We start from the raw sequence: 21,635 nt of genomic DNA, 5'->3' as shown, positions 1-21,635 counted from the left end.
CCCCCCCACGACCGGGGCGATGCGGGGCGGGTCCGCCTGTGTCGGAGCCCGAATCGCAGCGGTCAGCTGCCGCCGTGCGTCTCCTCGCGGACGGTGTCGGCGACCTTGTCCGCGTCCGAGCGTGCCGTGCCGCGGGCCACGGCGCTCGCCATCGGGGCGTCCTGCACCTGGACGAGCCCCCGCTCCCGGTCGCCGAGGACGAAGGTCGCGCGGGTGAAGGCCTCCGCTCCGGGGGTGGTGACGACCGGGACGCACCGGAAGCGCGCGGTCAGCTCGTCCCGGGTGATCGTCGTGCTGACGTAGCCCCGCAGGTTGGTCCAGAACCGGAGGTTCGGGTTCCACGCGGCCCACGGGTGCGTGCCGTCGGCCTCGTCGTACCCGTCGCCGCCCGACGTGATCGACGAGGTGACGAGCTCGGACCCGACCACCCGGCTGTCGTCCCCCTCGAGGAACAGGTCGGAGGCCCAGTGCGCGTGCACGTCGCCCGTGAGGACGACCGGGTTGCGCACGCCCGCGTCGACCCAGCCGCGGGTCACCCGCTCGCGCGAGGCGGGGTAGCCGTCCCAGGCGTCCATCGAGACGGTCGTCGCGGCGCCGGGGTCGTTGTCACGGCGGCCGAAGAAGACCTGCTGCCCGAGCAGGTCCCAGCGGGCGCGCGAGCGGCGGAACCCGTCGAGCAGCCAGCGCTCCTGCGCGTGCCCCGGCAGCGAGCGCTGCGGGTCGGCGGCCTCCGGGCAGTCCTTGTAGCCGTCGCCGCACGCCTGGTCGGACCGGTACTGCCGCGTGTCGAGCATGTGGAACGTCGCGAGTGAGCCCCAGCCCACCCGCCGGAACAGCTGCAGGTCCGGCCCGCGCGGCACGGAGGTGCGGCGCAGCGGCATGTTCTCGTAGTAGGCGCGGTAGGCGGCAGCCCGCCGGTCCAGGAACCCCGGTGTCTCCGAAACCTTCTCGGGCACGTCGTCGGCGTAGTTGTTGTCGACCTCGTGGTCGTCCCAGACCGCGAGCCACGGGGCGGCGGCGTGCGCCGCCTGGAGGTCGGGGTCGGTCTTGTACTGCGCCAGGCGCTGCCGGTAGCCCGCGAGCGTCGTCGTCTCCGGGCCGGCGTGGTGCCGTCCGATGCCGTCCCCGGCGCCCTCGTACTGGTAGTCCCCGAGGTGGAGCACGAGGTCGGGCCGCTCGTCGGCGAGGTGCCCGTACGCCGTGAAGTACCCCGCCGGCAGGTTGGAGCAGGAGGCGAAGGCCATCGTCAGCGACGTCGGCGACTGCCAGGGCGCGGGGGCGGTCGTCGCGCGGCCGGTGCGGGTGACGAAGCGCCCGAGGCGGAAGCGGTAGAAGTACTCCCGGCCGGGCAGCAGGCCGCCGACCTCGACGTGGACGGCGTGCGCACTGGTGGCCCGGGCCGGGACCACGCCGGAGCGCACGACCTGACGGAAGTCCTCGTCCCGGGCGACCTGCCAGCCGACGACGAAGGTGCGGTCCGGCATCCCGCCGAGGCCGTCGGCGGCCAGCGGCTCGACGGCCAGCCGCGTCCAGAGGACGAAGCCGTCCGGGGAGGGGTCGCCCGAGGCGACGCCGAGCGTGAAGGGGTCGGTGCGCGGCGTCGGGGCGGCCGCGGTGGGGCGGGCGTCGGCGCGCAGGGCGGCGGTGGACATGGCGGCGCCGGCGGCGGCGACCGCCCCGACGCGCAGGAGGGTCCGGCGGGAGGCTGTCGTGGTCATGGCCGCCACCCTCGCCGCCGGTGGGCAACCGGCGGGGGAGCACGGCACGAGGGGTGCGTGAAGGGTCCGTGACCCCGGGGTGGCCGGTGCCCCTGCGGCTCACCCGGCCCGGGTCAGGGGAGCGTCAAGAGCGAGCCGGCGACCGCGGTGCCACCCGTCGATGCCCGCGTCTGGCTTCGTCTAGTGGAAGAGCTAGAGAGTCACAGACGAGACCATCGACACGGGTTTGCCCCGGCGGACGGGGCGTGCGACAGTGGCGGCAGAGCCCCGCACGGGCTCCCGGACGATGGGCGCCGTACCCGGTGACGCGACAAGACGGCCCGCAGGAGCACGTCATGTCGTGGGTCGTCCTCGTCCTCTCCGGTGTCCTCGAGGCCGTCTGGGCCACCGCCCTCGGCCGGTCCGAGGGCCTGAGCCGTCCGGTCCCCGCCGTCGTCTTCGTCGTCGCGCTCGCCGCGAGCATGGGCGGACTCGGCTGGGCGATGCGCGAGCTGCCCGTCGGCACCGCCTACGCGGTGTGGGTCGGTATCGGCGCCGTGCTCACCGTGTCCGTCGCGATGGCGACGGGCGAGGAGCCGGTCTCGCTGCTGCGGGTCCTGCTCGTGCTCGGCATCGTCGGTTGCGTCGTCGGCCTCAAGCTCGTCTCCTGACCCGCCTCCGTGCCGGGCTACACCGCAGTACGTGTCGTCACAGCGGCAGTGACTGCGGTGTAGCACGCGATCGGGCGGGGGGTCAGGGGACCTGGGGCTCCGCGCCGCCGGCGGCCTCCATCGGGCGGCCCTGCGCGTGCCAGGCGCGCATCCCGCCCTCGAGGTTGGCCACCTCGTAGCCCTGCTGCGCGAGCCACGGCAGCACCCGCGAGACGCGACCGCCGGAGCGGCAGGTGACGACGAGGGGCTCGTCGCGGTCGAGGAAGGGCGCGAGCTCGTCGAGGCGCTGCGGCAGCTCGGCCATCGGGATGTGGACGGCGCCGGGGGCGTGGCCGCGGTCCCACTCGTCCTGCTCGCGGATGTCGAGGAAGGTCGCGTCGTCGGGGACCGCGGAGACCGGCACGTCGGGGAACTCGCTCATGCCCCCAGCATCGCGCACGGCCCGGCCGGCGCCGGCGGTCGCGTCCGCGCTACTTGAGGAACTTGCTCGTGCGCCGGTCGGCGAGGGGCTTGCCGCCGGTCTGGCACGTGGCGCAGTACTGGAGCGAGGAGTCGGCGAACGAGACCTCCCGGACGACGTCGCCGCACTCGGGGCAGGTCTCGCCGGTGCGGCCGTGCACCCGCATCCCCGCCCGCTTGGCGTCCTTGAGCTCCTTCGCCGGCTTGCCGGACGCGGTCGCCACCGCGTGGGCGAGGGTCTCGCGCAGCGCCGTGTACAGGCGGGTCACCTGCTCGGCGTCGAGCTTCGCCGCGATCGCGAACGGCGACAGCTTCGCGACGTGCAGCACCTCGTCGGAGTAGGCGTTGCCGACCCCGGCGATGATCGACTGGTCGCGCAGCAGCCCCTTCACCTGCATCCGGTGCTCCGCGAGGATGCCCGCGAAGACCTCCTGCGTGAACTCGTCGGCGAGCGGGTCGGGCCCGAGCGAGACGATGCCCGGCACGTCCTCGACGCGGTTGACGACGTAGGCGGCGAGGCGCTTCTGGGTGCCGGCCTCGGTGAGGTCGAAGCCCGACGCGTCGTCGAACCGCACCCGCAGCGCGATCGGCGACTTGCCCGGCCGCAGCACCGTCGCCGGCATCGCGTCGGACCAGCGCAGCCAGCCGGCCCGCGCGAGGTGGAAGACGAGGTGCGTGCCGCCGCAGTCGAGGTCGAGGAACTTGCCGTGCCGCGACACCCCGTCGACCGGGGCGCCGACGAGGGCGTCGGGCGGCGGCGTGAAGGTCTTGAGCACGTGGAAGCTCCCGAGCTCGACGCCGGTGACGACGAGCCCGTCGGTGCGCTGGGCCAGGAAGTCGGCCAGCGCCTGCACCTCGGGCAGCTCGGGCATGGCCCGACGCTACCGTCCACCACCGACGCGGGGGAGGTCAGCGCTCGTCCGGGTCCTCGACGACGTAGGCCGGCGGGTCCTCGGACGAGGTGACGACGGTGGAGGCGTACTCGCGCAGCGTGCGCTGCGGCACCCCGCCCTCCCACAGCCCCCGGACGCGACGGGACAGCTCGTAGCCGTCGGGGCCGCGCACCACCGGCACCTCGAGCCGCTCGGTCGGGGCCGGCGCGATGTCGTCCGTGGCCATCGGGATGACGTGCGAGAGCACCTGCTGGCCCGCGGTCAGCTCGCGGATCGCGATGCCGCGCACCCGGTCCGGTCGCGCCGCCGCGAAGTCGGTGTAGAGGCGCGGGTCGTGCTGGCCGTCGTCACCGATGAGGAGCCAGCGCACGTTCGGCAGCTCACGGGCCAGGCGGTGCAGCTGCGCGCGCTTGTGCTCCTGCCCGGACCGGAACCAGCCGGTGTTCGTCGGGCCCCAGTCGGTGAGCAGCATCGGACCCGCCGGGTAGCCGTTGCGCTGCAGGAAGCGGGTCAGCTGCGGCGCGGTGTTCCACGCGCCCGTCGAGAGGTAGACGACCGGCGCCTCGGGGTGCGCGGCGAGCAGCTCGCGGTACATCGTGGCCATCCCCGCCACCGGGCGCCGGGCGCCCTCGGAGCGCAGGAACGTGTTCCAGGCGGCGATCATCGGGCGCGGCAGCGAGGTCGACAGCACCGTGTCGTCGATGTCGGAGATGATCCCGTGCGTCACCTGCGACCCGACGACGAGCACCGGCACGTCGATGGTCTCGGCCCGGGGCGAGGAGAGGAACACCTGGTGCCAGCCGGGGGTCAGGCCGTGCCCGCGGATGACGAGGTCGATGAACCCGCCCCGGTCGGTGCGCGTGCTGACCAGGCGCTCGTTGACCCGCACCGTCACCGGCTCCTCGACCGCGGGCGTGGCGAAGAAGGCCTTCCAGCCCCGGGTCTCGAGCTCGACGGCGCGCAGGCGCGCGGCGTACGTCGGCTCAGTCGGCTCGTCCTCGGGACGCCCCCGGGTGTGGATGACGCGCCCGAACACGCGCAGCTGCGACGAGCTGCCGTAGCCCGTCGAGGGCACGATCCGGGTCACCCAGCCGCGCGCCTCGAGGAACCGCGCCTTGCGGCTCGTGTAGGCATCCTCGACGAGGGCTGCCGCGTGGGGACGCGCCATGACCCGACTCTAGGACACGCCGATCAGGCGCCCCCACCACCCGGGTCGGCACTGCCGCGCAGGACACCCGCGACGACGTCCTCGGCGAGGAGCCGCACCTTGACGTTGCGGTCCTGGGAGGTCTTGCGCAGGATCTCGAACGCGTCGTGCTCGGGCACCCCCCGCATCGCCATGATGACGCCCTTCGCCTGCTCGATGACGGCGCGGCTGGCCATCGCCTGCTCGAGCTGGCCGGCGAGCTCGCGCATCCCGTCGAGAGCGGTGACGGCGACGACCGCGTCGGCGCACCGGCTCGCGGCGACCCGGACGAGCGCGGCGTCGAACCCGTCGAAGGCGTCCGTGGCCCAGGCGTAGAGGTTGAGCGCCCCGACGCACTGGTCACCGCTGACCAGCGGGACGGCGTACAGGCTGCGCAGGCCGTCCTCGCGGGAGGCCTGCGCGAAGAGCGGCCAGCGCCCGTCGTCCGAGCAGAGGTCGACGACGAGCTGCTCCTCGCGGGTGCGGGCGGCCTCGAGGCACGGCCCCTCGTCGAGCGCGTACTGGACCGCGTCGATCTCGAGGGTCTGGACGGTCGTGTAGGCGGCGGTGTGCGGCCGGTCCTTGGACAGGATGGTCACCCCGACCTCGTCGCAGCCGTCGACGGCGCGGCGCACGGCGTGGACGACGCGCTCGAGGTAGTCCGACAGCTCGCCCATCGACTCCAGGACCCCGCTGACCTCATCGGTCAGCCGGGCCAGGAGTGCGGTCTGGTCGGTGTCCTCGTTCTCCGGCGGTGGGACGGTCAACGTGTTCGTCATCAGGGGAATCCTCCGAGGTCACCCGGTCTGCTCGACGTGCAGGATACCGAGCGGCTGCACGTCGGGGGCGCCGCGAGTGCCACGATGGGACGCATGCCGCGCCGGTACCGGAAGACCTCGACCACGGCGCCCGCGGGCTACTTCGCCTGGGAGGCCGCCGGGCTGCGCTGGCTCGCGGCCGCGCGCGGCGCCGCCGTCGCCGAGGTCCTCGACGACGGGCCGCACCACCTCGAGCTGCCGCTGCTCGACGCCGCTCCGGCGACGCCGACGGCCGCCGAGGAGCTGGGCCGCGGGCTCGCGACGCTGCACGCGGCCGGCGCCCCGGCCTGGGGCTGCGCGCCGGAGGGCTGGGAGGGCGACGGCTGGCTCGGCCCGCTGAGCGAGCCCCTGCCGCTGGTGCTCGGCCGGTGGGACACCTGGGGTGCCTTCCACGCGCAGGCCCGCGTGCTGCCCCTGGCCCGGCTGGGCCGCGAGCGCGGGACCTTCGACGACGACGCCGTGGCACTCCTCGAGCGGCTGGCCGAGCGCCTGGCGTCCGGCGCCCTCGACACCCCGGACGAGCCCGCGCGCATCCACGGCGACCTCTGGTCGGGCAACGTCGTGTGGACCCGCGACGGAGCGGTCCTCATCGACCCGGCCGCGCACGGTGGCCACCGCGAGGGCGACCTCGCGATGCTCGCGCTCTTCGGCGCCCCCGGCCTCGAACGCCTCCTCGCGGCGTACGACGAGGCGGCCCCGCTCGCCGACGGCTGGCGGGAGCGGGTGCTGCTGCACCAGGTCCACCCGCTGCTGCTCCACGCGGTGCTCTTCGGCGGCGGCTACGTCCGGCAGGCGCTCGACGCCGCGCGCCGCTACGCCTGACCGCGCCCCGCATCCCTCGTCCCGCGGACGCGACGTACGGAAATCGACACATTCGACGGTTCCTGCACACCCCGTCCCGCGCCCTGGGCACGGACGGGGAACGACACCTTCGACGGTTCCTGCACGACACAGCGGGCACGGACATACTGACCCGATGAGCGAGCGCGTCGACGTCACCCTCCCCGACGGCACGATGCCGGCCCACCGCTGGCTCCCCGAGAGCGGCACCGGCCCCGGCGTCCTGCTGCTCCAGGAGATCTTCGGCATCAGCCCCTACATCCGCCGGCGCGCCGAGGACCTCGCCGCCCTCGGGTACGTCGTGCTGGCCCCCGAGGTCTTCTGGCGGCTCGGGGTCTCCGACGTGCCGAACGGGCCGTCGATGCTCGAGGAGGCGATGGGGCTGCTCGGCCGGCTCGACTGGGACGCCGCCGTCGCCGACTCGACCCAGGCGCTGCGGGCCCTGCGCGACGACGAGACCGTGACCGGCGGCGCCGGCGTGGTCGGCTTCTGCTTCGGCGGCGGGCTCGGCTACGCCGTCGTCGCCGGCGAGCCGGCCGATGCGCTCGTCTCGTTCTACGGCTCGGCGCTGCCGCAGCTCGTCGACGCCGTGCCGTCGGTGTCGACGCCCTCGCTCCACGTCTTCGGCGAGTCCGACGCCTACCTGCCGATGGACGTCGTCGAGCGCATCACCGAGCGGGTGACCGGCGGGGACGCCCCGGCCGAGGTCGTCACCTACCCCGGCGCCGACCACGCCTTCGACAACGACGACTTCGTCAACCACGACGCCGACGCGTCGGCCGCCGCCTGGGCGCGGACCGAGGAGTTCCTCGCCCGGACGCTGCCCACCGGCTGACCCGACCGGCCGGCAGCCGCCGGGGGGATGCGGGTCAGGCGCAGGCGCAGGGCATCGCGTGGCACTTCGGGCAGCCGTCGGCGTAGCGCGCCAGCGCCGCGTCGAGGTCGACCCCCGTCTGGTTCGCGAGCGACGCCACCCACGCGACGACGTCGGCGAACTCGTGCTCGCGCTGCGCGGCCGTCCCCTTGCGGACCGCCTGTGCGAGCTCCCCCACCTCCTCCGCGAGCCAGGCCACGGTGCTCGGCACCCCGCGCTCGCGGTCGCGCTCACCGTAGGTCTGCTCGATGACGCGCTGGAGGTGGCCGAGGTCCATGCCCGGCAGCCTACGAGGCGGCCCGACCCTCAGTTGAGGGACGCCCCGCCGAGGTCGGTCGGCGTCGGGACGGCGCGGAAGCGCTGGACGATGGCCGTCTCGCGCGTCAGCAGGCCCAGCACGAGCCGCAGGCGGGTCACCGCGTCGGCGGAGTCGAGGACCCGCTGGCGGTCGCCCGGCTCGAGCACCATCCGCTCGACGATGCGGTAGGCGAGGTCGACCGGCCGCCCCTCGACCGGGTCCGCAGTGGCCCCGAGCGCCTCGAGGTAGGCCGCGTGCGCGGCGAGCACCCGGGCGGCGAGCGCCCGCAGGTCGGGGTCCGTCGCGGCCGCCGGCTCGAGCAGCCACGAGACACGACCGGTGAGGAACGAGGTGCCCGCGCCCTCGTCGATGGCGTCGAGCCGGAAGCGTCGCCCACCACGCGCCACGAGGTGCACGACCGCACCGGCCGAGCCCTGCGCGATGGCCATCGCGTCGACGACCGCCTCGCAGCCGATCTCGTGCAGGTCGGTGGCCGCGCCCTCGCCGACCTCGTGCCCCTGCCGGATCCGGACGATGCCGAAGCGCCGCTCGCCCTCGGGCTCGTCGGCCAGCCGCTGGGCGAGGTCGAGGTAGCGCGGCTCGAAGAGCTGCAGCGGCATCCGGCCGCCGGGCAGGAGGACCCCGCCCAGGGGGAAGATCGGCAGCGTCTCCATGCCCCAACTGTAGGCACGCGTCGACCTGCGCACGCGATGCATCCGCACCCCTTCGGGTGACGGGTCGAAGCGCCGACCGGCGGCTCGTCAGACGAGGAGGCCCAGGGCGCGCGCGGGAGTGCTCGTCGCGGCGGTGAGCACGTCGTCCTCGGGCAGCCCGACCACCTCGAGGCACCAGCGGACGCACCCGGCGAGGGTCGAGGTGCTGCCGGCGATCGAGCCGGTGTCGGTCGTGCGCGCCGTCCCCCCGGTGACCTCGACCTCGAGGCCGCCGAGCCGGTACCGGCCGTCGCCGAGGCCCGTCGCGGCCATGGCGTCGGAGACGAGGGCGATGCTCTGCGGCCCAACCGTCTCGAAGACCATCCGGACGACCTCGGGGGCCACGTGCACGCCGTCGGCGATGAGCTCGACGACGGCGTCGCCCCGGGCCGCGGCGGCGAGGGCGGCCGCGACCGGTCCACCGGCCCGGTGGTGCATCGGCGCCATCCCGTTGAAGAGGTGGGTGACGAGCGCCGGGGCGCCCTGGAGGTCGGCGACGGCGGCGAGGGTGCGCGCGGTCAGGGCGGCGTCGGCCTCGGTGTGCCCGACGGCCGGGCGGACCCCGTGCTCGACGAGGGCGCGCACCAGCCGGTCGGCGCCGGACAGCTCGGGGGCGAGCGTCATCTGCCGCAGGGCGTCCGGTGCCCCGGTGAGCGCCGCGGCCTCCGCGAGCCGCTCGACGAGCGCGGGCTCGGGGTCGGCCAGCGCGGCGGGGTCGTGGGCGCCGCGACGGCCGTGCGCGAGGAAGGGCCCCTCGAGGTGGATGCCCGCCAGCGTGCCGTCCGCGACGAGCGGACCGAGCGTCGCGACCCGCGCCACGAGGTCGTCGAACGGTGCCGAGACCAGGCTCGCGACGAGGTGCTCGACCCCGTCGGCGCGGTGGTGGGCGGCTGCGGCCCGGGAGCCGTCGGTCGCGAGGCCGAGCTCGGCGCCCGCGGCGCCGTGGCAGTGGATGTCGACGAGGCCGGTCACCTCCCCGACGCTACCGGCCGCCCGGGCCGTCCCACCGGGGCTCCCGGCCGGGCCCTCCCACCGGGGGCACAGGTGCGGCCGTTACGGTCCGTGACCGTGGACGTCGGGCAGGTGTGGCAGCGGGTGCAGCCGGTGGGGGAGGTCGCCCTCTCCGGCCGGCCGCTCCTCGTCGTGCTCGTCGCGGCGCTGGTCGCCGTCGGGGTGGGGCCGGTCTGGTCCGTGCTGCGGCTCGGCGTGACGCTCGTCCACGAGCTCGGGCACGCCGTCGTCGGGATGCTGTGCGGCCGCCGGTTCACCGGGTTCGTCCTGCGGGGGGACATGTCGGGGCACGCGGTGACGGTCGGGCCGGCGCGCGGCCCCGGTCGGGTCGCGACGACGTGGGCCGGCTACCCGGCGCCCGCCGTGGTCGGTGCCGCGCTGGCCTGGCTGGCCGTGCGCGGCTGGGCCGCACCGGTGCTCGCGGCCGTCCTCGTCGTCCTGCTCGTCGCGTTCGTCCGGTCGCGGTCGGCGCTGACGGTGCTCGTCGTCCTCGTCGTCGGGGCGCTCACCGCGTGGCTGTGGTGGTCGGGCGCGGTCCGGGTGCAGGCACAGGTGCTCGTCGGGGTGGGGCTCGTCCTCGTCGTCGGCGCGTGGCGCCACCTCGCGGCCGTGGCCGGCGCGCGCGACCCCGGCACGAGCGACCCCGCCGTCCTCGCGCAGCTGACCCGCGTGCCGCGCGTGCTCTGGCTGCTGAGCTTCGTGCTCGTCCTCGGGGCGTCGACCTGGGTGCTCGCCGGCACCGTCGTCCCCGCCCTCCGCACCTGACGGCGGCACGCACCGTCCGACCCGCGCCGCGCCGCGCCGCGCCGCGCCGCGCCGACCATCCACCCGACTTCTTGCGAGTTCCGCCGCCGACACGCCGTGCGGACGGCGTGTCGAGCGGCTCAACTCGCAAGAAGTCGGGAATGGGGGGAGGGCTACTTGACGGAGCCGGCGGTCAGGCCGCCGACGAGGTGCTTCTCGATGACCGCGAAGAGGATGACGACCGGCACGACCGCGATGACCGACGCCGCGAACAGCTGGTCCCAGTTCTGCTCGTAGCCGGTGACGTAGGACCGGAAGCCGACGGTCAGCGGCTTCTTGTCGTCGTCGATCATCAGCGTCAGCGCGACGACGTACTCGTTCCACGCCGCGATGAACGTGAAGATCGTCGCGGTGACGAGCCCGGGCAGGGTCAGCGGCAGCATGATGCGCCGGAGCATCCCGACCCGGCCGACGCCGTCGAGCGCGGCCGCCTCCTCGACCTCGACCGGGATCGAGGAGAAGAACCCGTGGAGGATCCAGATGGCGAAGGCCAGGTTGAACGCCGCGTTCGTGATGATCAGCGCGCCGTAGGTGTTGATCATGTTCAGCTCGAAGAACTGCCGGTAGAGGCCGACGACGAGCGAGGTGGGCGCGAACATCTGCGTCACGAGGACGACGAGCAGGAAGACCCCGCGACCCGGGAAGCGGTGCCGCGCCGTCATGTACGCCGCCGGGACGGCCACGAGCACGACGACGGCGGTCGCCCCGACCGACACGATGAGCGACGTGAGCAGCCAGTGCGGGAACCGGCCGTCGCCGATGACGGTGGCGTAGGTGTCCCACTGCCACACCCGCGGGAGGAACGACGGCGGGGTCGTCTTGACGTCGGTGCTCGTGCGGAGGCTGTCGAGCACCATGACGACGTACGGCGCGAGGAAGACGAGCGCGACGACGGCCGCGGTGAACGCGACGAGCCGGGGCCGGCGGGTCGTCGTCATCGGGTCTCCTCCCGCCAGTTGACGACCTTGAGGTAGACGAGGACGACGAGCAGGATGATCGCCACGTTGAGCACGCCGGTCGCGGCCGACATCCCCACGTCCTTCTCCTGGCTCTTGAACGCGAGCTTGTACATGAACGTGATGAGGGTGTCGTGCGTGAAGCCCGGGTTGCGGTCGTTGAGCGTGTAGATGATCGGGAAGCTGTTGAACACGTAGATCGTGTTGAGCACGGTCGCGATGAGCATCGCCGGTCGGAGCAGCGGGAAGGTGATCTGCCGCCAGCGCTGCCACGGCGAGGCGCCGTCGACCTCGGCGGCCTCCATGACGTCGGTCGGGATGGCGGCCAGGCCCGCGATGAAGACGAAGATCGTGAAGGGCAGCGAGACGAAGACGCCGACGACGATCATCGAGGCCATCGTGAAGCGGTCGTCGCCGAGGAAGCTGATCGGCTCGTCGATGAGGTGCAGCCCGGTCAGCACGTGGTTGATGAGCCCGTAGTTGCTGTCGTAGAGCAGGACGAACAGCTGGCTCGTGATGACGAGCGAAGCCGCCCACGGCACGATGACCGCCCAGCGCACGAAGCGCCGGCCGGGGAAGTCCTTGACGAGCAGCTGGGCGAGGGCCAGCGAGAGGACGATCGTGATGGCGACGACGGCGACGACCCAGACGACGGTGTTCTTGAGGACGACCGGCAGGTCCGGGTAGGCCAGCACCTTGCTGTAGTTGTCCCAGCCGGCCGAGCCCTTGTAGAGCCCGGTGATCGAGTACTCCGAGCGCGAGGCGCGGAAGAGCATGACGGCCGGGTAGAACACCACGCCGACGATGAGCGCGATGGCGGGCGCCAGCCAGATCAGCGCGACCGGCGCGCTGACCCGACCGACCCCGGCGGTCCGGCGTCGAGCGCGCGGACCGCCGGGGGTGGTGCGGGCCGACGGCGCCTGGACGTCGTCGGTCGTCGTCACGTCGGTCAGCTCTCCGCCTCGGCCGACTGCTGCAGCTTGTCGAGGACCGACTTCGGGTCCTCGGTCATCGCGGCGCCGAGGTTCTGCTGGACGGCGAGCTTGACCTTGTCCCACGTCGGGTCGTCGGTCGGGGTGAGCCGCGCGTTCGGCAGGGTATCGAGGTAGACCTTGAGCGCGTCGTCCTTCTGGAAGTACTCCAGGCCCGAGGTCGTCACCGGGAGGAAGCCCTCCTTCTCGATGAACGTGTTGATCTGGTCCTTGTCGTAGTAGAGCTCGTAGAACGCCTTGACCGCGTCCTGGTTGCCGCTCTTCTTGAACGCCATGAGGTAGTCGGTGACGCCGAAGGTCTTGCTCTCGGAACCGTCGTTGGAGGGGAACGGCGCGACGCCGTAGTCGACGGTCTTGTCGGCGTCGAGCGCAGCCGCGAGCGGGCTGAAGCCGACGACCATCCCGGCCTTGCCGGACTTGAAGAGGTCGAAGGCGTCGGCGCGGTTGGTGCGGGCCGGGTTGGACTGGGTGAGCTTCTCGTCGGCGAGCTTCTTGAGGAAGGTCAGCGTCTCGACGTTCTTGTCCGAGTTGATCGACCAGGAGCCGTCGCTCTTCCAGTCGCCGCCGTTGTTGAACAGCCACATCGAGAACTCGCCCTGGGCCTCCTCCGGCCCGAGCGGCATCGCGTAACCGGCGTCGCCGGTCGCGTCCTTGACCTTCTTGGCGTCGGCCTCGAGCTCGGCCCAGGTGGTGGGGGGCGCGCTGATGCCGGCCTCGTCGAAGAGGGTCTTGTTGTAGAAGAGCGCGCGGGCGCTGGAGAGGTCCGGGAAGCCGTAGAACTTGCCGTCGTACGTGCCGTACTGGACGAACGTCGGCAGGATGTCGGACTTCACCTCGGACGGCAGCACCGCGTCGGCGTCGTAGAGCAGGCCGTCCTTGGCGTAGCTGGCGTACGCGTTGAGGTTGAGAATGTCCGGCGGCTGGTTGTTCTGGATCATCGTCGAGGACTGCTGGTCGATGTTGTCCCAGCTGACGACGTTGACGTTGAGGGTGTACCCGTACTTGCTCTTGTACTCCTTCGCGAAGGCGTCCCAGAACGCCTTGGTGTTGTCCTTGGAGTACTCGGCGGCCATGAGGGTGATCGAGGTGGCCTTCTCGCCGTCCCCCGAGCCCCCGGCGGCCTGCCCGGCCCCCGTGCCGCCCCCGCAGGCCGAGAGCACCATGGCCCCCGTCACCGCGGTCGCGGCCAGCATGATGTGTCGTCGCGTGCTGCTCATCGCTCTCCTCGTCGAGAAGCCGGAGGTCCGGCGTGCCGCCCTGCCCGCCGCGTGGCTCGTGACCACCCGCCGGCCCGGGCGCCTGCCACTGTACACACGCGCACGTTTGTGAGCGATAGGTAAACGAAGCGATCACGAACGCTCATCCGTGGCGGATGTCGCGGCTGCTGTCCCGAGCAGTGAACAGCACCGCGCGCGGGTCGGCCACCGGGGCGGCGTCGCGGTCAGACGCAGAGCACCTCGACGCCCCGCTCGCGCAGCGCGGCGACCTCCGGGGCGGCCTCGTCGGCGGTCGTCACGAGCGTGCCGATGCGCTCCGCCGGGCAGATGGCCGCGAAGGTGCGCTCGCCGAGCTTGGCCGCCCCGGCGACGACGACGACCCGTCGCGAGCGCTCGACCATCGCGCGCACGACCGCGGCCTCGTCCTCGAACCGGCAGGTCGCCCCCTCGGCCGCCGAGAGCGCGTTGACCCCGACGACCGCGACGTCGAACCAGAGCTGCTGGATGACCTGGGCCGCCAGCGGACCGGTCACCTCGTAGGACTCCGGCCGGGCGACGCCACCGAGCGAGACGCACTGCACGTGGGGGCGCAGGACGGCCTCGGCCGCGATGTTGAGCGCGTTGGTCACGAGGGTGAGCGCCGGGCCGTCCTCGCCGACGAGGTCCTCGCGGGAGGTCAGGGCGCGCGCCGTGGCCGTCGTCGTGGTCCCGCCGTTGAGGGCGACGACCTCCCCGGGGCCGACCAGCGCGGCCGCGCGGGCGGCGATCCGGTCGATGCCCTCGTCGGTCTGGCTCACGCGGTAGCGGTAGGGGAGCTCGTAGGCGACCGCGGTCGCGACGACCCCGCCGTGGTGGCGCGTCACGAGCTGCCGGCGGGCGAGCTCGGTGAAGTCACGCCGTACCGTGGCCTCCGAGACGCCGAGCTCACGCGAGGTCTCGGTCACCGAGAGCCGCCCCCGGGTGGCGAGCAGGTCGAGGACGGCGGCCCACCGCGAGGTCGGCGTGCGGGTGCCGTTGGCCTCGTCGCTCACGCGGTCATCGTAGGGCGCGCCCGGCGGCCCGCGTCCGTCTATGCTCGATCGGCCCGCCAACCCATCGCATTCGCGCACGCGGAGGATCCCTTGAGCACTCCCGGCCCGACCCCCGCGGACGGCGGTCCTGCCGTCGACGGGGGCGACCTCGCCGTCGGCGTCGACATCGGCGGGACGCGCATCAAGACCGTTCTCGTGCAGCAGGGTTCGGTCGTGGCGCGACACGTCCAGCCGACGCCGGAGGGGCTCGCGGCTCGCTTCGGCGACGTCGTCGCCGGCGGCGTCGACCGGCTGCTCGCCGTCGCCGCCGGGGACGGGCTCGCGGGCGCGACGCCGTCGAGGGTCGGGGTCGTCGTCCCCGGGCTCGTCGACGAGCGCCGGGGCGTCGCCGAGTGGTCGGCGAACCTCGGGTGGCGCGACCTCGACCTCCTCGGCGCCCTCCGCGGGCGGGTGCCCGGACGGGTGGCGGTCGGCCACGACGTGCGGGCCGGGCTGCTCGGGGAGCACCTGCTCGGAGCGGCCCGCGGGGTCGACGACGTCCTCTTCGTCCCGCTCGGCACGGGCGTCGCCGTCGCCCTCATGACCGCCGGTCGCGTCGTCCGCGGCTCGTCCTGGTCCGGGGAGCTGGGGCACGTCGTCGTCGACCCGGCCGGTCCGCGGTGCGGCTGCGGGCGCAGCGGGTGCCTCGAGGCGCTCACCGGCGCCGGAGCCGTCGGCCACCGGTGGCGGGAGGCCGGCCGGGAGGGTGACGCGCGCACCGTCGCCGAGGCCGTGGCCGCCGGCGATGCTGTCGCACAACGCATCTGGAGCGACGCCATCGAGGTCCTCGCGGGCACGCTCGCACCGGTGGTCGCGTCCGCCGGCACGCGGCGCGTCGTCGTCGGCGGCGGGATGGCCCAGGCCGGCCCGGTCCTGCTCGACCCCCTGCGCGCCGCCCTGCACCTGCGCGGCCCCGACGACGCGCTCGAGGTCGTGCGGGCCGAGCTCGGCGACTGGGCGGGCGCCATCGGGGCGGCCCACCTGCCCGGGACCGCCTGACCCGCAGCGTCCTCCCGACGGTCCTGCGGGGCCCCGGTGGTCGGGGGGACCGCCCCGCGACCGGTAGACTGGTCACCAGCGGCCCGCCCAGTTCTGCCTCGGGCCCAACGTTCTCTCCGATGTCGATGCCTGTGTGACGGACCCGGTCCGCATCACCCTGAGCCGCGGCCCCAGAGCCCCGCCCGGCAGAACATCCAGCCCCGTCGCTGCCGTCCGCGGACCGGCGACGCCCACTCCCGGGAGACCCCCTTCGTGACCACCTCCTCCTTCGGCGCGCTCGGCGTGCCGTCCACCCTCGTCGACGTGCTCGCCTCCGGCGGCATCACGACCCCCACCCCCATCCAGGCCGCGACGCTGCCGGACTCGATCGCCGGCCGTGACGTGCTCGGCCGCGGCCGGACCGGCTCCGGCAAGACCGTCGCCTTCCTGCTCCCGCTGCTGACCCGCCTCTCGCAGAGCCGGACCCGACGCCAGCCCAAGCGCCCCCGCGCCCTCGTCCTCGCCCCGACCCGCGAGCTCGCGACCCAGATCGAGGACGCGATGACGCCGCTGGCGAGCGCCCTCGGCCTCACCTCGCGCACCGTCTTCGGCGGGGTCGGCCAGAACCCGCAGGTCACCGCGCTGCGCAAGGGCGTCGACGTCGTCGTCGCCTGCCCCGGGCGCCTCGAGGACCTCATCGGCCAGGGCCACGTGTCCCTCGACGCCGTCGAGGTCACCGTCATCGACGAGGCCGACCACATGGCCGACCTCGGCTTCCTCCCGCAGGTCCGGCGCCTGCTCGACGCGACGCCGCCGCGCGGCCAGCGGATGCTGTTCTCCGCCACGCTCGACGCCGGCATCGGCGTCATCGCCCGGCGCTACCTGCACGAGCCGGTGACCCACGAGGCCGACTCCGCGCAGTCGCCCGTCGCGACCATGGAGCATCACGTGCTGCACGTCGGCACCGCCGACCACCTGCCGGTGCTCGTCGACCTCACCGCCGCCCCCGGGCGCACCGTCGTGTTCACCCGCACCAAGCACCGCGCGAAGAAGCTGGCCAAGCAGCTCAACGCGGCCGGGGTCGCGGCGGTCGAGCTGCACGGCAACCTCAGCCAGGGCGCGCGCACCCGGACGATGGAGGCCTTCCACTCCGGCACCGCGAAGACGCTCGTCGCCACCGACATCGCCGCCCGCGGCATCCACGTCGACGAGGTCGCCCTCGTCATCCACGCCGACCCGCCGGTCGAGCACAAGGCGTACCTGCACCGCTCCGGGCGCACCGCCCGGGCCGGCGCGTCCGGCACCGTCGTCACGCTGATGACCGACGACCAGGTGCGCGACGTCCGTGACCTCACCCGCAAGGCCGGGGTCAAGCCGACGACGACGCGGGTGGACGCGAAGCACCCGATGCTCAGCCGGCTCGCGCCGGGTGAGCGGACCTTCGTCGAGGGCGGTCTCGTCCTCGCGCCGGCGGCCGACGGGGGTCGGAACGGCTCCGGCTCGCGCTCCGGTGGTCGTGGCGCCTCCGGTGGTCGTGGCGGGTCCGGCGCCGGGTCGCGCTCCGGTCGCCCCGCAGGCCGCCAGGGCTCCGGCCCCTCCCGCGGGGGCCAGGGTGGCGGCCCGTCCCGCGGTGGGCAGGGCTCCGGCTCCGCCCGCGGCGGGCAGGGCGGCGGCCGCGGCCAGGGCCAGGCGCGCTCCGCCGGTCAGTCCTCCGGCCGTCCGACCCGCTCGGGCCCGCGCCGCGCGTCCTCGGGCGCCGGCTCGGCCGGGGGCCGCTCCGGCGGCTCGGCGGCGTCCTTCTCGCAGAGCGCGCGCCCGCGCCGCGGCGCCTGAGCGAGACCCCCGTTCACGACCGGACCCCCGGGCCGCCACCTGCGTGGCGACCCGGGGGTCCGTCGTGCCGGGCCCCGTCAGGCCCCTCGGCGGCTCAGCGCAGGCGCAGCGTCGAGGACTCGGACTGGCCGGTCTCGGGCACGGTCACGCTCAGCGTGTACGTGCCCTTGGCCAGGCCCTTGGTCCGCACGGTGTCGAGCCACAGCGGGCCGACGGCCCGCATCGACGTGCTCGACACGGTGCTGCCGTCGGCGCCGGTCAGCGTGACGACCGGCGCGGTGATGCCGCGGGCCGGCAGCCCGTTGCAGTCGCGCACGGCCGCGATGACCGGGACGGTGACCCCGCGCGGCAGGGTCAGCGTGCCCTGCGGCAGGACGTCGAGGCGGTAGTCGACGACGACGCCGGCGCTGGTGCGCACCACGGTGCCGGCCGCGTCGGTGACGGTGACCGTCGCCGTGTGCTTGCCGGCCGTCCGGTAGGTGTGGCCGAGGGTCACGTCGCCCGAGGCGTTCTCGCGCGTCGTGCTCGTGCCGTCACCCCAGTCGACGACGACGGTCGTCGCGTCGTCGGCGTTGGCCACCGACACCGTCAGCGACGCGTTGTCGCGACCGCACTGGACGGAGGCGTCGGCGAAGGCCGCCGTCGCCCCGAGCGGACCCCGCGGGCTGAGGCCCACGATGACCGGGTCGTGGTCGGAGACGCGGTACTGGTCGGGCGCGTAGAGCGACGCGACCTGGGCCGGCGACTTGAAGTTGGTGTTGTAGTCCAGCACCGACGGCTCGTCGCTGTTGATGTGGTAGTCCGCGACCCCGGTGACCTGGGAGACGAGCGAGGCCGACCCCATCGCCTGGTCGAGGTAGCCCCACTGCCCGTCGAAGACGTACGAGTAGGCGTCCTCGCCCTGGAACTTCTCGACGAGGTTGGTGAAGCCGCCCTCCTCGAGGGTGCGGATCGGCGTCTCCTTGGCGTACGAGTTGTAGTCGCCGACGAGGAGGACGTCGGTGTCGCCGGTCCCGGTCGGGTCCGTGCCGAGCCACTGCAGGAGCGTCTTCACCGCGTTGGTGCGGACGACCGCGCAGTTGCCCTGACCGTCACCGGTGTCCGGGGCCGAGCAGGCCGAGCCCTTGGACTTGAGGTGGTTGACGTCGGTGACGAAGACGCCGCCGGTCGCATTGACCTTCCACGCCTGCGCGAGCGAGGCGCGGTTGCGCGGCGCCGGGTCGCCGCCGGTGACGAACGCGGCGGAGTTGAGCGCCGCGGTCGTGCCGACGGGGGTGACCGCACCGGGCTTGTAGACCACGCCGACCTTGATGGCGTCGTCGCCCATGGCGTCGACCTGCCCGGTGCGGGCGTCGACGTCGAGGTAGGCGAACGTGCCGGGAGCCGTCGCCGCGTTGAGGCGGTCGACGAGGTGGGCCAGCGCGCTGTCCGGGCCGTAGCCGTCGTTCTCGATCTCGTTGACGCCGAAGACGTCCGCGTCGAGGGTCGTCATCGCCGCGACGGTCTTGGCCGTCTGCCGGTCGAGCTCGGCCTGGTTCTCGGCGCCGCGGCAGTCGAGCGAGGCACCGCTGACACCACCGGTGCACCCGGTGAAGGTGTTGAAGTAGTTGAGCAGGTTCATCCCGACGACCTGGACGTCGCCACCGACGTTCGGGGCGGCGGTCGGCCGTGGGTTCGCGGCCGCGAACTCGATGCCGGCGCCGTCGGCCGTCACCGGCCGCAGGCGGTAGGCGTTCGGGCTGGCCGAGCTGCCGCCCCACGTGTAGGTGAGGACACCGGTGGCGCCGGTGACGGTGTCGCCGCCGCGCAGGGTGTTCTCGGCGCTCAGCGGCCGGCCGCCACGACCCCAGACGATCGGGTCGGGGTTCTGGGCCTGCGTCGTGTCGTCGACGATCAGACGGTTGAGGTCGTTCTGCGCCTGGAGCGCGTTGGCCTCGGGGCCCGGGGCGACGACGTTGGTCGGCTGCTGCAGGCGGCCGCCCGAGGCGACGGTGACCTGGCCGAAGCGCCCGAGCTGGAAGAGCTCGGTGACGGTCAGCTCCTGCGGGAAGGTGACGAGCATGCCCTCGTAGCGCTCGAAGTCGTCGGCGCGCGTCATCGGCAGGGCGACCTCGGTCGGGGCGACCGAGCCGGTGCCGCAGACCTCGAGGTTGCTCGCGGTGACCTGGGTCTGGCCCTGGAACTCACCCGCGGTGCCGGTGACGTGGACGACGTCGCCGACGGAGGCGTTGTCGTCGCTGCCGGTGAACACGAAGACGGCGTCGGAGGTGGCGGGGTCGCCGTCACCCTCGAGGTCCTGGACGTAGAGGCCGCGCAGGGCGGGGGAGGCGCCCTGGTAGTCGGCGACGACGACGCCCTCGGTCGCGACGGGGCCGGTGACCGCGGCCTCGGCGCCGCTGCCCTGGATGGCGTAGGCCGGCGTGAAGTCGGCGTCGCACGAGCTCGCGACCGTGAAGCGGCGCGTGACGTCGGCGGCCATCGTGTCGGGCGGGTCGACCTGGTCGAGGTCGGTGACCCCGTCGGCCGCGACGGTCAGGGTGCAGGACTCGCCGTCCGCGAGGGGCGAGGCGGGCGCCATCGACCAGTCGGTGGGTCCGCCGGAGACCGCGAGGGCGACGTCGCCGGAGGCCGAGCACGCGAGGGACAGCGCGCCGTCGGTGAGGGCGACCGGCTCGGAGAACGTCACGCCGAGACGCTGGCGCGGGGTCACCGTGCCGCCGTCGGCCGGGGTCGTCGAGAGGACGGAGGGGGCCTCGTCCTCGACCGGGCCGCCGTCGCAGCCCGTCACCGCGTGGGTGCCGAGGCCGTCGAAGGTGTCGCGGGCGAACCCGTCCCACTGCGTGGCCGGGTCGAACGCGTCGCTGCCGTCGGTGTCGCCGGCGCAGACGGAGGCCATCCGGCGCAGCGTGTGGTCGAAGGTCGTCGTGTCCCCGGAGCCCCAACCGGCCGCACCGGGGTCGGTGCCGACCTGCCCGATGACGTCGAGGACGGCGTCGCCCTTGCGCAGGACGACGGCGTCGTTGCCGTTCCAGTTGGCGCTGCCCGACAGCTGGTCGGCGAGGGGCTTGAGCACCGCGTTCGCCGAGGTGTTCGCGAGGACGAACACGTCGTCCGCGGCGACCGTGCCGGTGAGCGCGATGGGCGCGCTGCCGGACGACGATCCGTTGGCGAACACCTGGACCGAGTACTGGCCGGCGGCGAGGTCGACCGGGGCGCCGGTGCCGTTGAAGACCTCCACCGCCTTGTTGTTGCTCGATCCCTCGACGTACTCCGAGAAGAAGAGGTCCGATGTGGCGGCCGACGCCGTGGTGGGCGTCAGGGCGACCGGGGCGGCGAGCGCGAGGGCGCTCGTGGCGACCCCCGTCAGCAGCCGCCGCAGGGGCGTCCGGGTCATGCATCCTCCTGGGTCAGGGCGGGAGGGGGGCGGCCTGTCAACGACCCCTCGGCTCCCGTCGCGCGGCGAACCTAACACCGGGGTCCGACCTCGGCCACCGGGGCGGGGTGCGGATCCGTGAACGGTCGGCGAACGCCTCGTGACGACCACCGAAGACCGGGTCGCCGTCCCCCCGCCGTCGGGGCGGCGCGCCTGTCGAAGGTGCGAAACAGCAGGTCAGCGCCGGTCCATGCGTCGATGGCGATGGCTACGGTCGATGGACCGAGAGCACGACGACACGCGAGCGGACGGAGCGGCAGATGGCGTACAGCAAGGGCGACAAGGTCTCGTGGGGGACCTCCCAGGGGGAGACGCACGGCAAGGTCAAGGAGAAGAAGACCTCCGACTTCCAGCACGACGGGCAGAAGTTCAAGCCGACCGACGACGACCCGTACTACATCGTCGAGTCCGACAAGACCGGCGCGACGGCGGCGCACAAGGAGTCGGCCCTGAAGAAGCACTCGTGAGCCCGTCCCGCCGCAGGACGTCCGGAAGGCGGCCAAGCGCGCGGTCGGGTGGATCGAGGACGGCAAGGCCGGCAAGGGCTTCACCGACACCGGGCGCAAGCGGGCGCACCAGCTCGCCGACGGCGACGACGTGAGCGCCGACGTCCTCAAGCGGATGCGCGACTACTTCTCGCGCCACGCCGGCGACAAGGACGCCGAGGGCTTCCGGCGCGGGTCGGACGGCTACCCCAGCTCCGGACGGGTCGCGTGGGACGCCTGGGGCGGCGACGCCGGCGAGCGCTGGGCCAACCGCAAGAGCAACGGCGGCTGACCCCTCCCTGCCGCGTCCGGGAGACCCTCTCCCCGCCCGGGAGCCCTTCTTCCCGCCCGGGAGCCCCTCCTCCCGACGCCCCCGACCCGACTGATTGCCCATCCGCCACCTCTGG

Annotated in this window: 21 protein-coding genes and 1 riboswitch; of the genes, 8 read left to right on the top strand and 13 right to left on the bottom strand. The window is 73.9% G+C overall.

Going from position 1 to position 21,635, the window contains the following annotated elements; genetic code table 11:
• Positions 1-62 precede the first annotated feature (62 nt).
• A complete protein-coding gene (locus tag LG324_RS01960) occupies positions 63-1,718 on the bottom strand; it encodes an alkaline phosphatase D family protein (protein ID WP_404351373.1) in 1,656 nt (551 codons plus the stop codon).
• A gap of 259 nt (positions 1,719-1,977) precedes the next feature.
• Positions 1,978-2,043, top strand: a riboswitch (guanidine-III (ykkC-III) riboswitch).
• Between the two features lie 10 nt (positions 2,044-2,053).
• Here LG324_RS01960 and LG324_RS01955 point away from each other — a divergent pair.
• Positions 2,054-2,368 carry a multidrug efflux SMR transporter gene (locus LG324_RS01955; RefSeq protein WP_030527182.1) on the top strand — a complete coding sequence of 105 codons (315 nt, stop codon included), beginning with the start codon at positions 2,054-2,056 and terminating at the stop codon, positions 2,366-2,368.
• Positions 2,369-2,450: 82 nt separating this feature from the next.
• Here the strand turns inward: LG324_RS01955 and LG324_RS01950 are convergent, their stop codons facing one another.
• From LG324_RS01950 to LG324_RS01935, 4 genes are read right to left on the bottom strand one after another with little or no spacing between them, the layout of a single operon-like run.
• Entirely contained in the window at positions 2,451-2,789 is a 339-nt protein-coding gene (locus tag LG324_RS01950; RefSeq protein ID WP_404351371.1) for a rhodanese-like domain-containing protein, read from the bottom strand.
• Between the two features lie 49 nt (positions 2,790-2,838).
• The gene (locus LG324_RS01945; protein WP_404351368.1) at positions 2,839-3,699 is read right to left on the bottom strand and encodes an Fpg/Nei family DNA glycosylase; all 861 of its coding nucleotides are present in this window, start codon (positions 3,697-3,699) and stop codon (positions 2,839-2,841) included.
• A gap of 37 nt (positions 3,700-3,736) precedes the next feature.
• A complete protein-coding gene (locus LG324_RS01940) occupies positions 3,737-4,888 on the bottom strand; it encodes an App1 family protein (protein WP_084696599.1) in 1,152 nt (383 codons plus the stop codon).
• Between the two features lie 23 nt (positions 4,889-4,911).
• Positions 4,912-5,685: a GAF and ANTAR domain-containing protein gene (locus tag LG324_RS01935; protein WP_404351365.1), complete on the bottom strand. Its 774-nt coding sequence runs from the start codon at positions 5,683-5,685 to the stop codon at positions 4,912-4,914.
• Between the two features lie 93 nt (positions 5,686-5,778).
• On the opposite strand from LG324_RS01935, the gene LG324_RS01930 reads away from it, so the two are divergent.
• The gene (locus LG324_RS01930; RefSeq protein WP_030527187.1) at positions 5,779-6,546 is read left to right on the top strand and encodes a fructosamine kinase family protein; all 768 of its coding nucleotides are present in this window, start codon (positions 5,779-5,781) and stop codon (positions 6,544-6,546) included.
• A gap of 154 nt (positions 6,547-6,700) precedes the next feature.
• Positions 6,701-7,399 (top strand): dienelactone hydrolase family protein, encoded by a 699-nt coding sequence (locus LG324_RS01925; protein WP_404351362.1) that lies wholly within the window; start codon positions 6,701-6,703, stop codon positions 7,397-7,399.
• A 34-nt stretch (positions 7,400-7,433) separates the two neighbouring features.
• Here the strand turns inward: LG324_RS01925 and LG324_RS01920 are convergent, their stop codons facing one another.
• The 3 genes from LG324_RS01920 to LG324_RS01910 all read right to left on the bottom strand — a co-directional run bounded on the left by LG324_RS01920 (position 7,434) and on the right by LG324_RS01910 (position 9,421).
• Positions 7,434-7,715, bottom strand: coding sequence for a MazG nucleotide pyrophosphohydrolase domain-containing protein (locus LG324_RS01920; RefSeq protein WP_030527189.1), 282 nt, complete (start codon positions 7,713-7,715; stop codon positions 7,434-7,436).
• A 29-nt stretch (positions 7,716-7,744) separates the two neighbouring features.
• Entirely contained in the window at positions 7,745-8,410 is a 666-nt protein-coding gene (locus LG324_RS01915) for an LON peptidase substrate-binding domain-containing protein (protein ID WP_404351359.1), read from the bottom strand.
• A gap of 87 nt (positions 8,411-8,497) precedes the next feature.
• Entirely contained in the window at positions 8,498-9,421 is a 924-nt protein-coding gene (locus tag LG324_RS01910) for an N-acetylglucosamine-6-phosphate deacetylase (RefSeq protein WP_404351356.1), read from the bottom strand.
• A 96-nt stretch (positions 9,422-9,517) separates the two neighbouring features.
• Here LG324_RS01910 and LG324_RS01905 point away from each other — a divergent pair, with 96 nt between their 5' ends.
• Positions 9,518-10,225 (top strand): M50 family metallopeptidase, encoded by a 708-nt coding sequence (locus tag LG324_RS01905; RefSeq protein ID WP_404351353.1) that lies wholly within the window; start codon positions 9,518-9,520, stop codon positions 10,223-10,225.
• A 152-nt stretch (positions 10,226-10,377) separates the two neighbouring features.
• Here the strand turns inward: LG324_RS01905 and LG324_RS01900 are convergent, their stop codons facing one another.
• The 4 genes from LG324_RS01900 to LG324_RS01885 form a co-directional block, all read right to left on the bottom strand.
• Positions 10,378-11,202: a carbohydrate ABC transporter permease gene (locus LG324_RS01900; protein WP_030527193.1), complete on the bottom strand. Its 825-nt coding sequence runs from the start codon at positions 11,200-11,202 to the stop codon at positions 10,378-10,380.
• Positions 11,199-12,164, bottom strand: coding sequence for a carbohydrate ABC transporter permease (locus tag LG324_RS01895; protein WP_404351351.1), 966 nt, complete (start codon positions 12,162-12,164; stop codon positions 11,199-11,201). The genes LG324_RS01900 and LG324_RS01895 overlap by 4 nt, the downstream gene beginning before the upstream one ends.
• 5 nt (positions 12,165-12,169) lie before the next feature.
• Positions 12,170-13,429, bottom strand: a complete 1,260-nt coding sequence (locus LG324_RS01890) for an extracellular solute-binding protein (RefSeq protein ID WP_404351348.1) — start codon at positions 13,427-13,429, stop codon at positions 12,170-12,172.
• Between the two features lie 224 nt (positions 13,430-13,653).
• Positions 13,654-14,460 (bottom strand): DeoR/GlpR family DNA-binding transcription regulator, encoded by an 807-nt coding sequence (locus LG324_RS01885; protein WP_036829115.1) that lies wholly within the window; start codon positions 14,458-14,460, stop codon positions 13,654-13,656.
• Between the two features lie 90 nt (positions 14,461-14,550).
• Here LG324_RS01885 and LG324_RS01880 point away from each other — a divergent pair, with 90 nt between their 5' ends.
• Entirely contained in the window at positions 14,551-15,498 is a 948-nt protein-coding gene (locus tag LG324_RS01880; RefSeq protein ID WP_404351345.1) for an ROK family protein, read from the top strand.
• 252 nt (positions 15,499-15,750) lie between these two features.
• A complete protein-coding gene (locus LG324_RS01875) occupies positions 15,751-17,310 on the top strand; it encodes a DEAD/DEAH box helicase (protein ID WP_404351343.1) in 1,560 nt (519 codons plus the stop codon).
• A gap of 94 nt (positions 17,311-17,404) precedes the next feature.
• Here the strand turns inward: LG324_RS01875 and LG324_RS01870 are convergent, their stop codons facing one another.
• Complete coding sequence (locus LG324_RS01870) at positions 17,405-20,704, bottom strand: ExeM/NucH family extracellular endonuclease (protein ID WP_404351341.1); 3,300 nt, start codon at positions 20,702-20,704, stop codon at positions 17,405-17,407.
• A gap of 299 nt (positions 20,705-21,003) precedes the next feature.
• Between LG324_RS01870 and LG324_RS01865 the strand changes: the two genes are divergently transcribed.
• Both LG324_RS01865 and LG324_RS01860 read left to right on the top strand, forming a co-directional pair.
• Positions 21,004-21,210 carry a DUF2945 domain-containing protein gene (locus LG324_RS01865; RefSeq protein ID WP_030527200.1) on the top strand — a complete coding sequence of 69 codons (207 nt, stop codon included), beginning with the start codon at positions 21,004-21,006 and terminating at the stop codon, positions 21,208-21,210.
• A gap of 130 nt (positions 21,211-21,340) precedes the next feature.
• Positions 21,341-21,520 (top strand): hypothetical protein, encoded by a 180-nt coding sequence (locus LG324_RS01860; RefSeq protein ID WP_404351338.1) that lies wholly within the window; start codon positions 21,341-21,343, stop codon positions 21,518-21,520.
• Positions 21,521-21,635: the final 115 nt, after the last annotated feature.

This window comes from Phycicoccus jejuensis (assembly GCF_044797865.1).
GTDB lineage: Bacteria > Actinomycetota > Actinomycetes > Actinomycetales > Dermatophilaceae > Phycicoccus > Phycicoccus jejuensis.
This window is presented reverse-complemented; position numbering and strand designations above follow the sequence as displayed.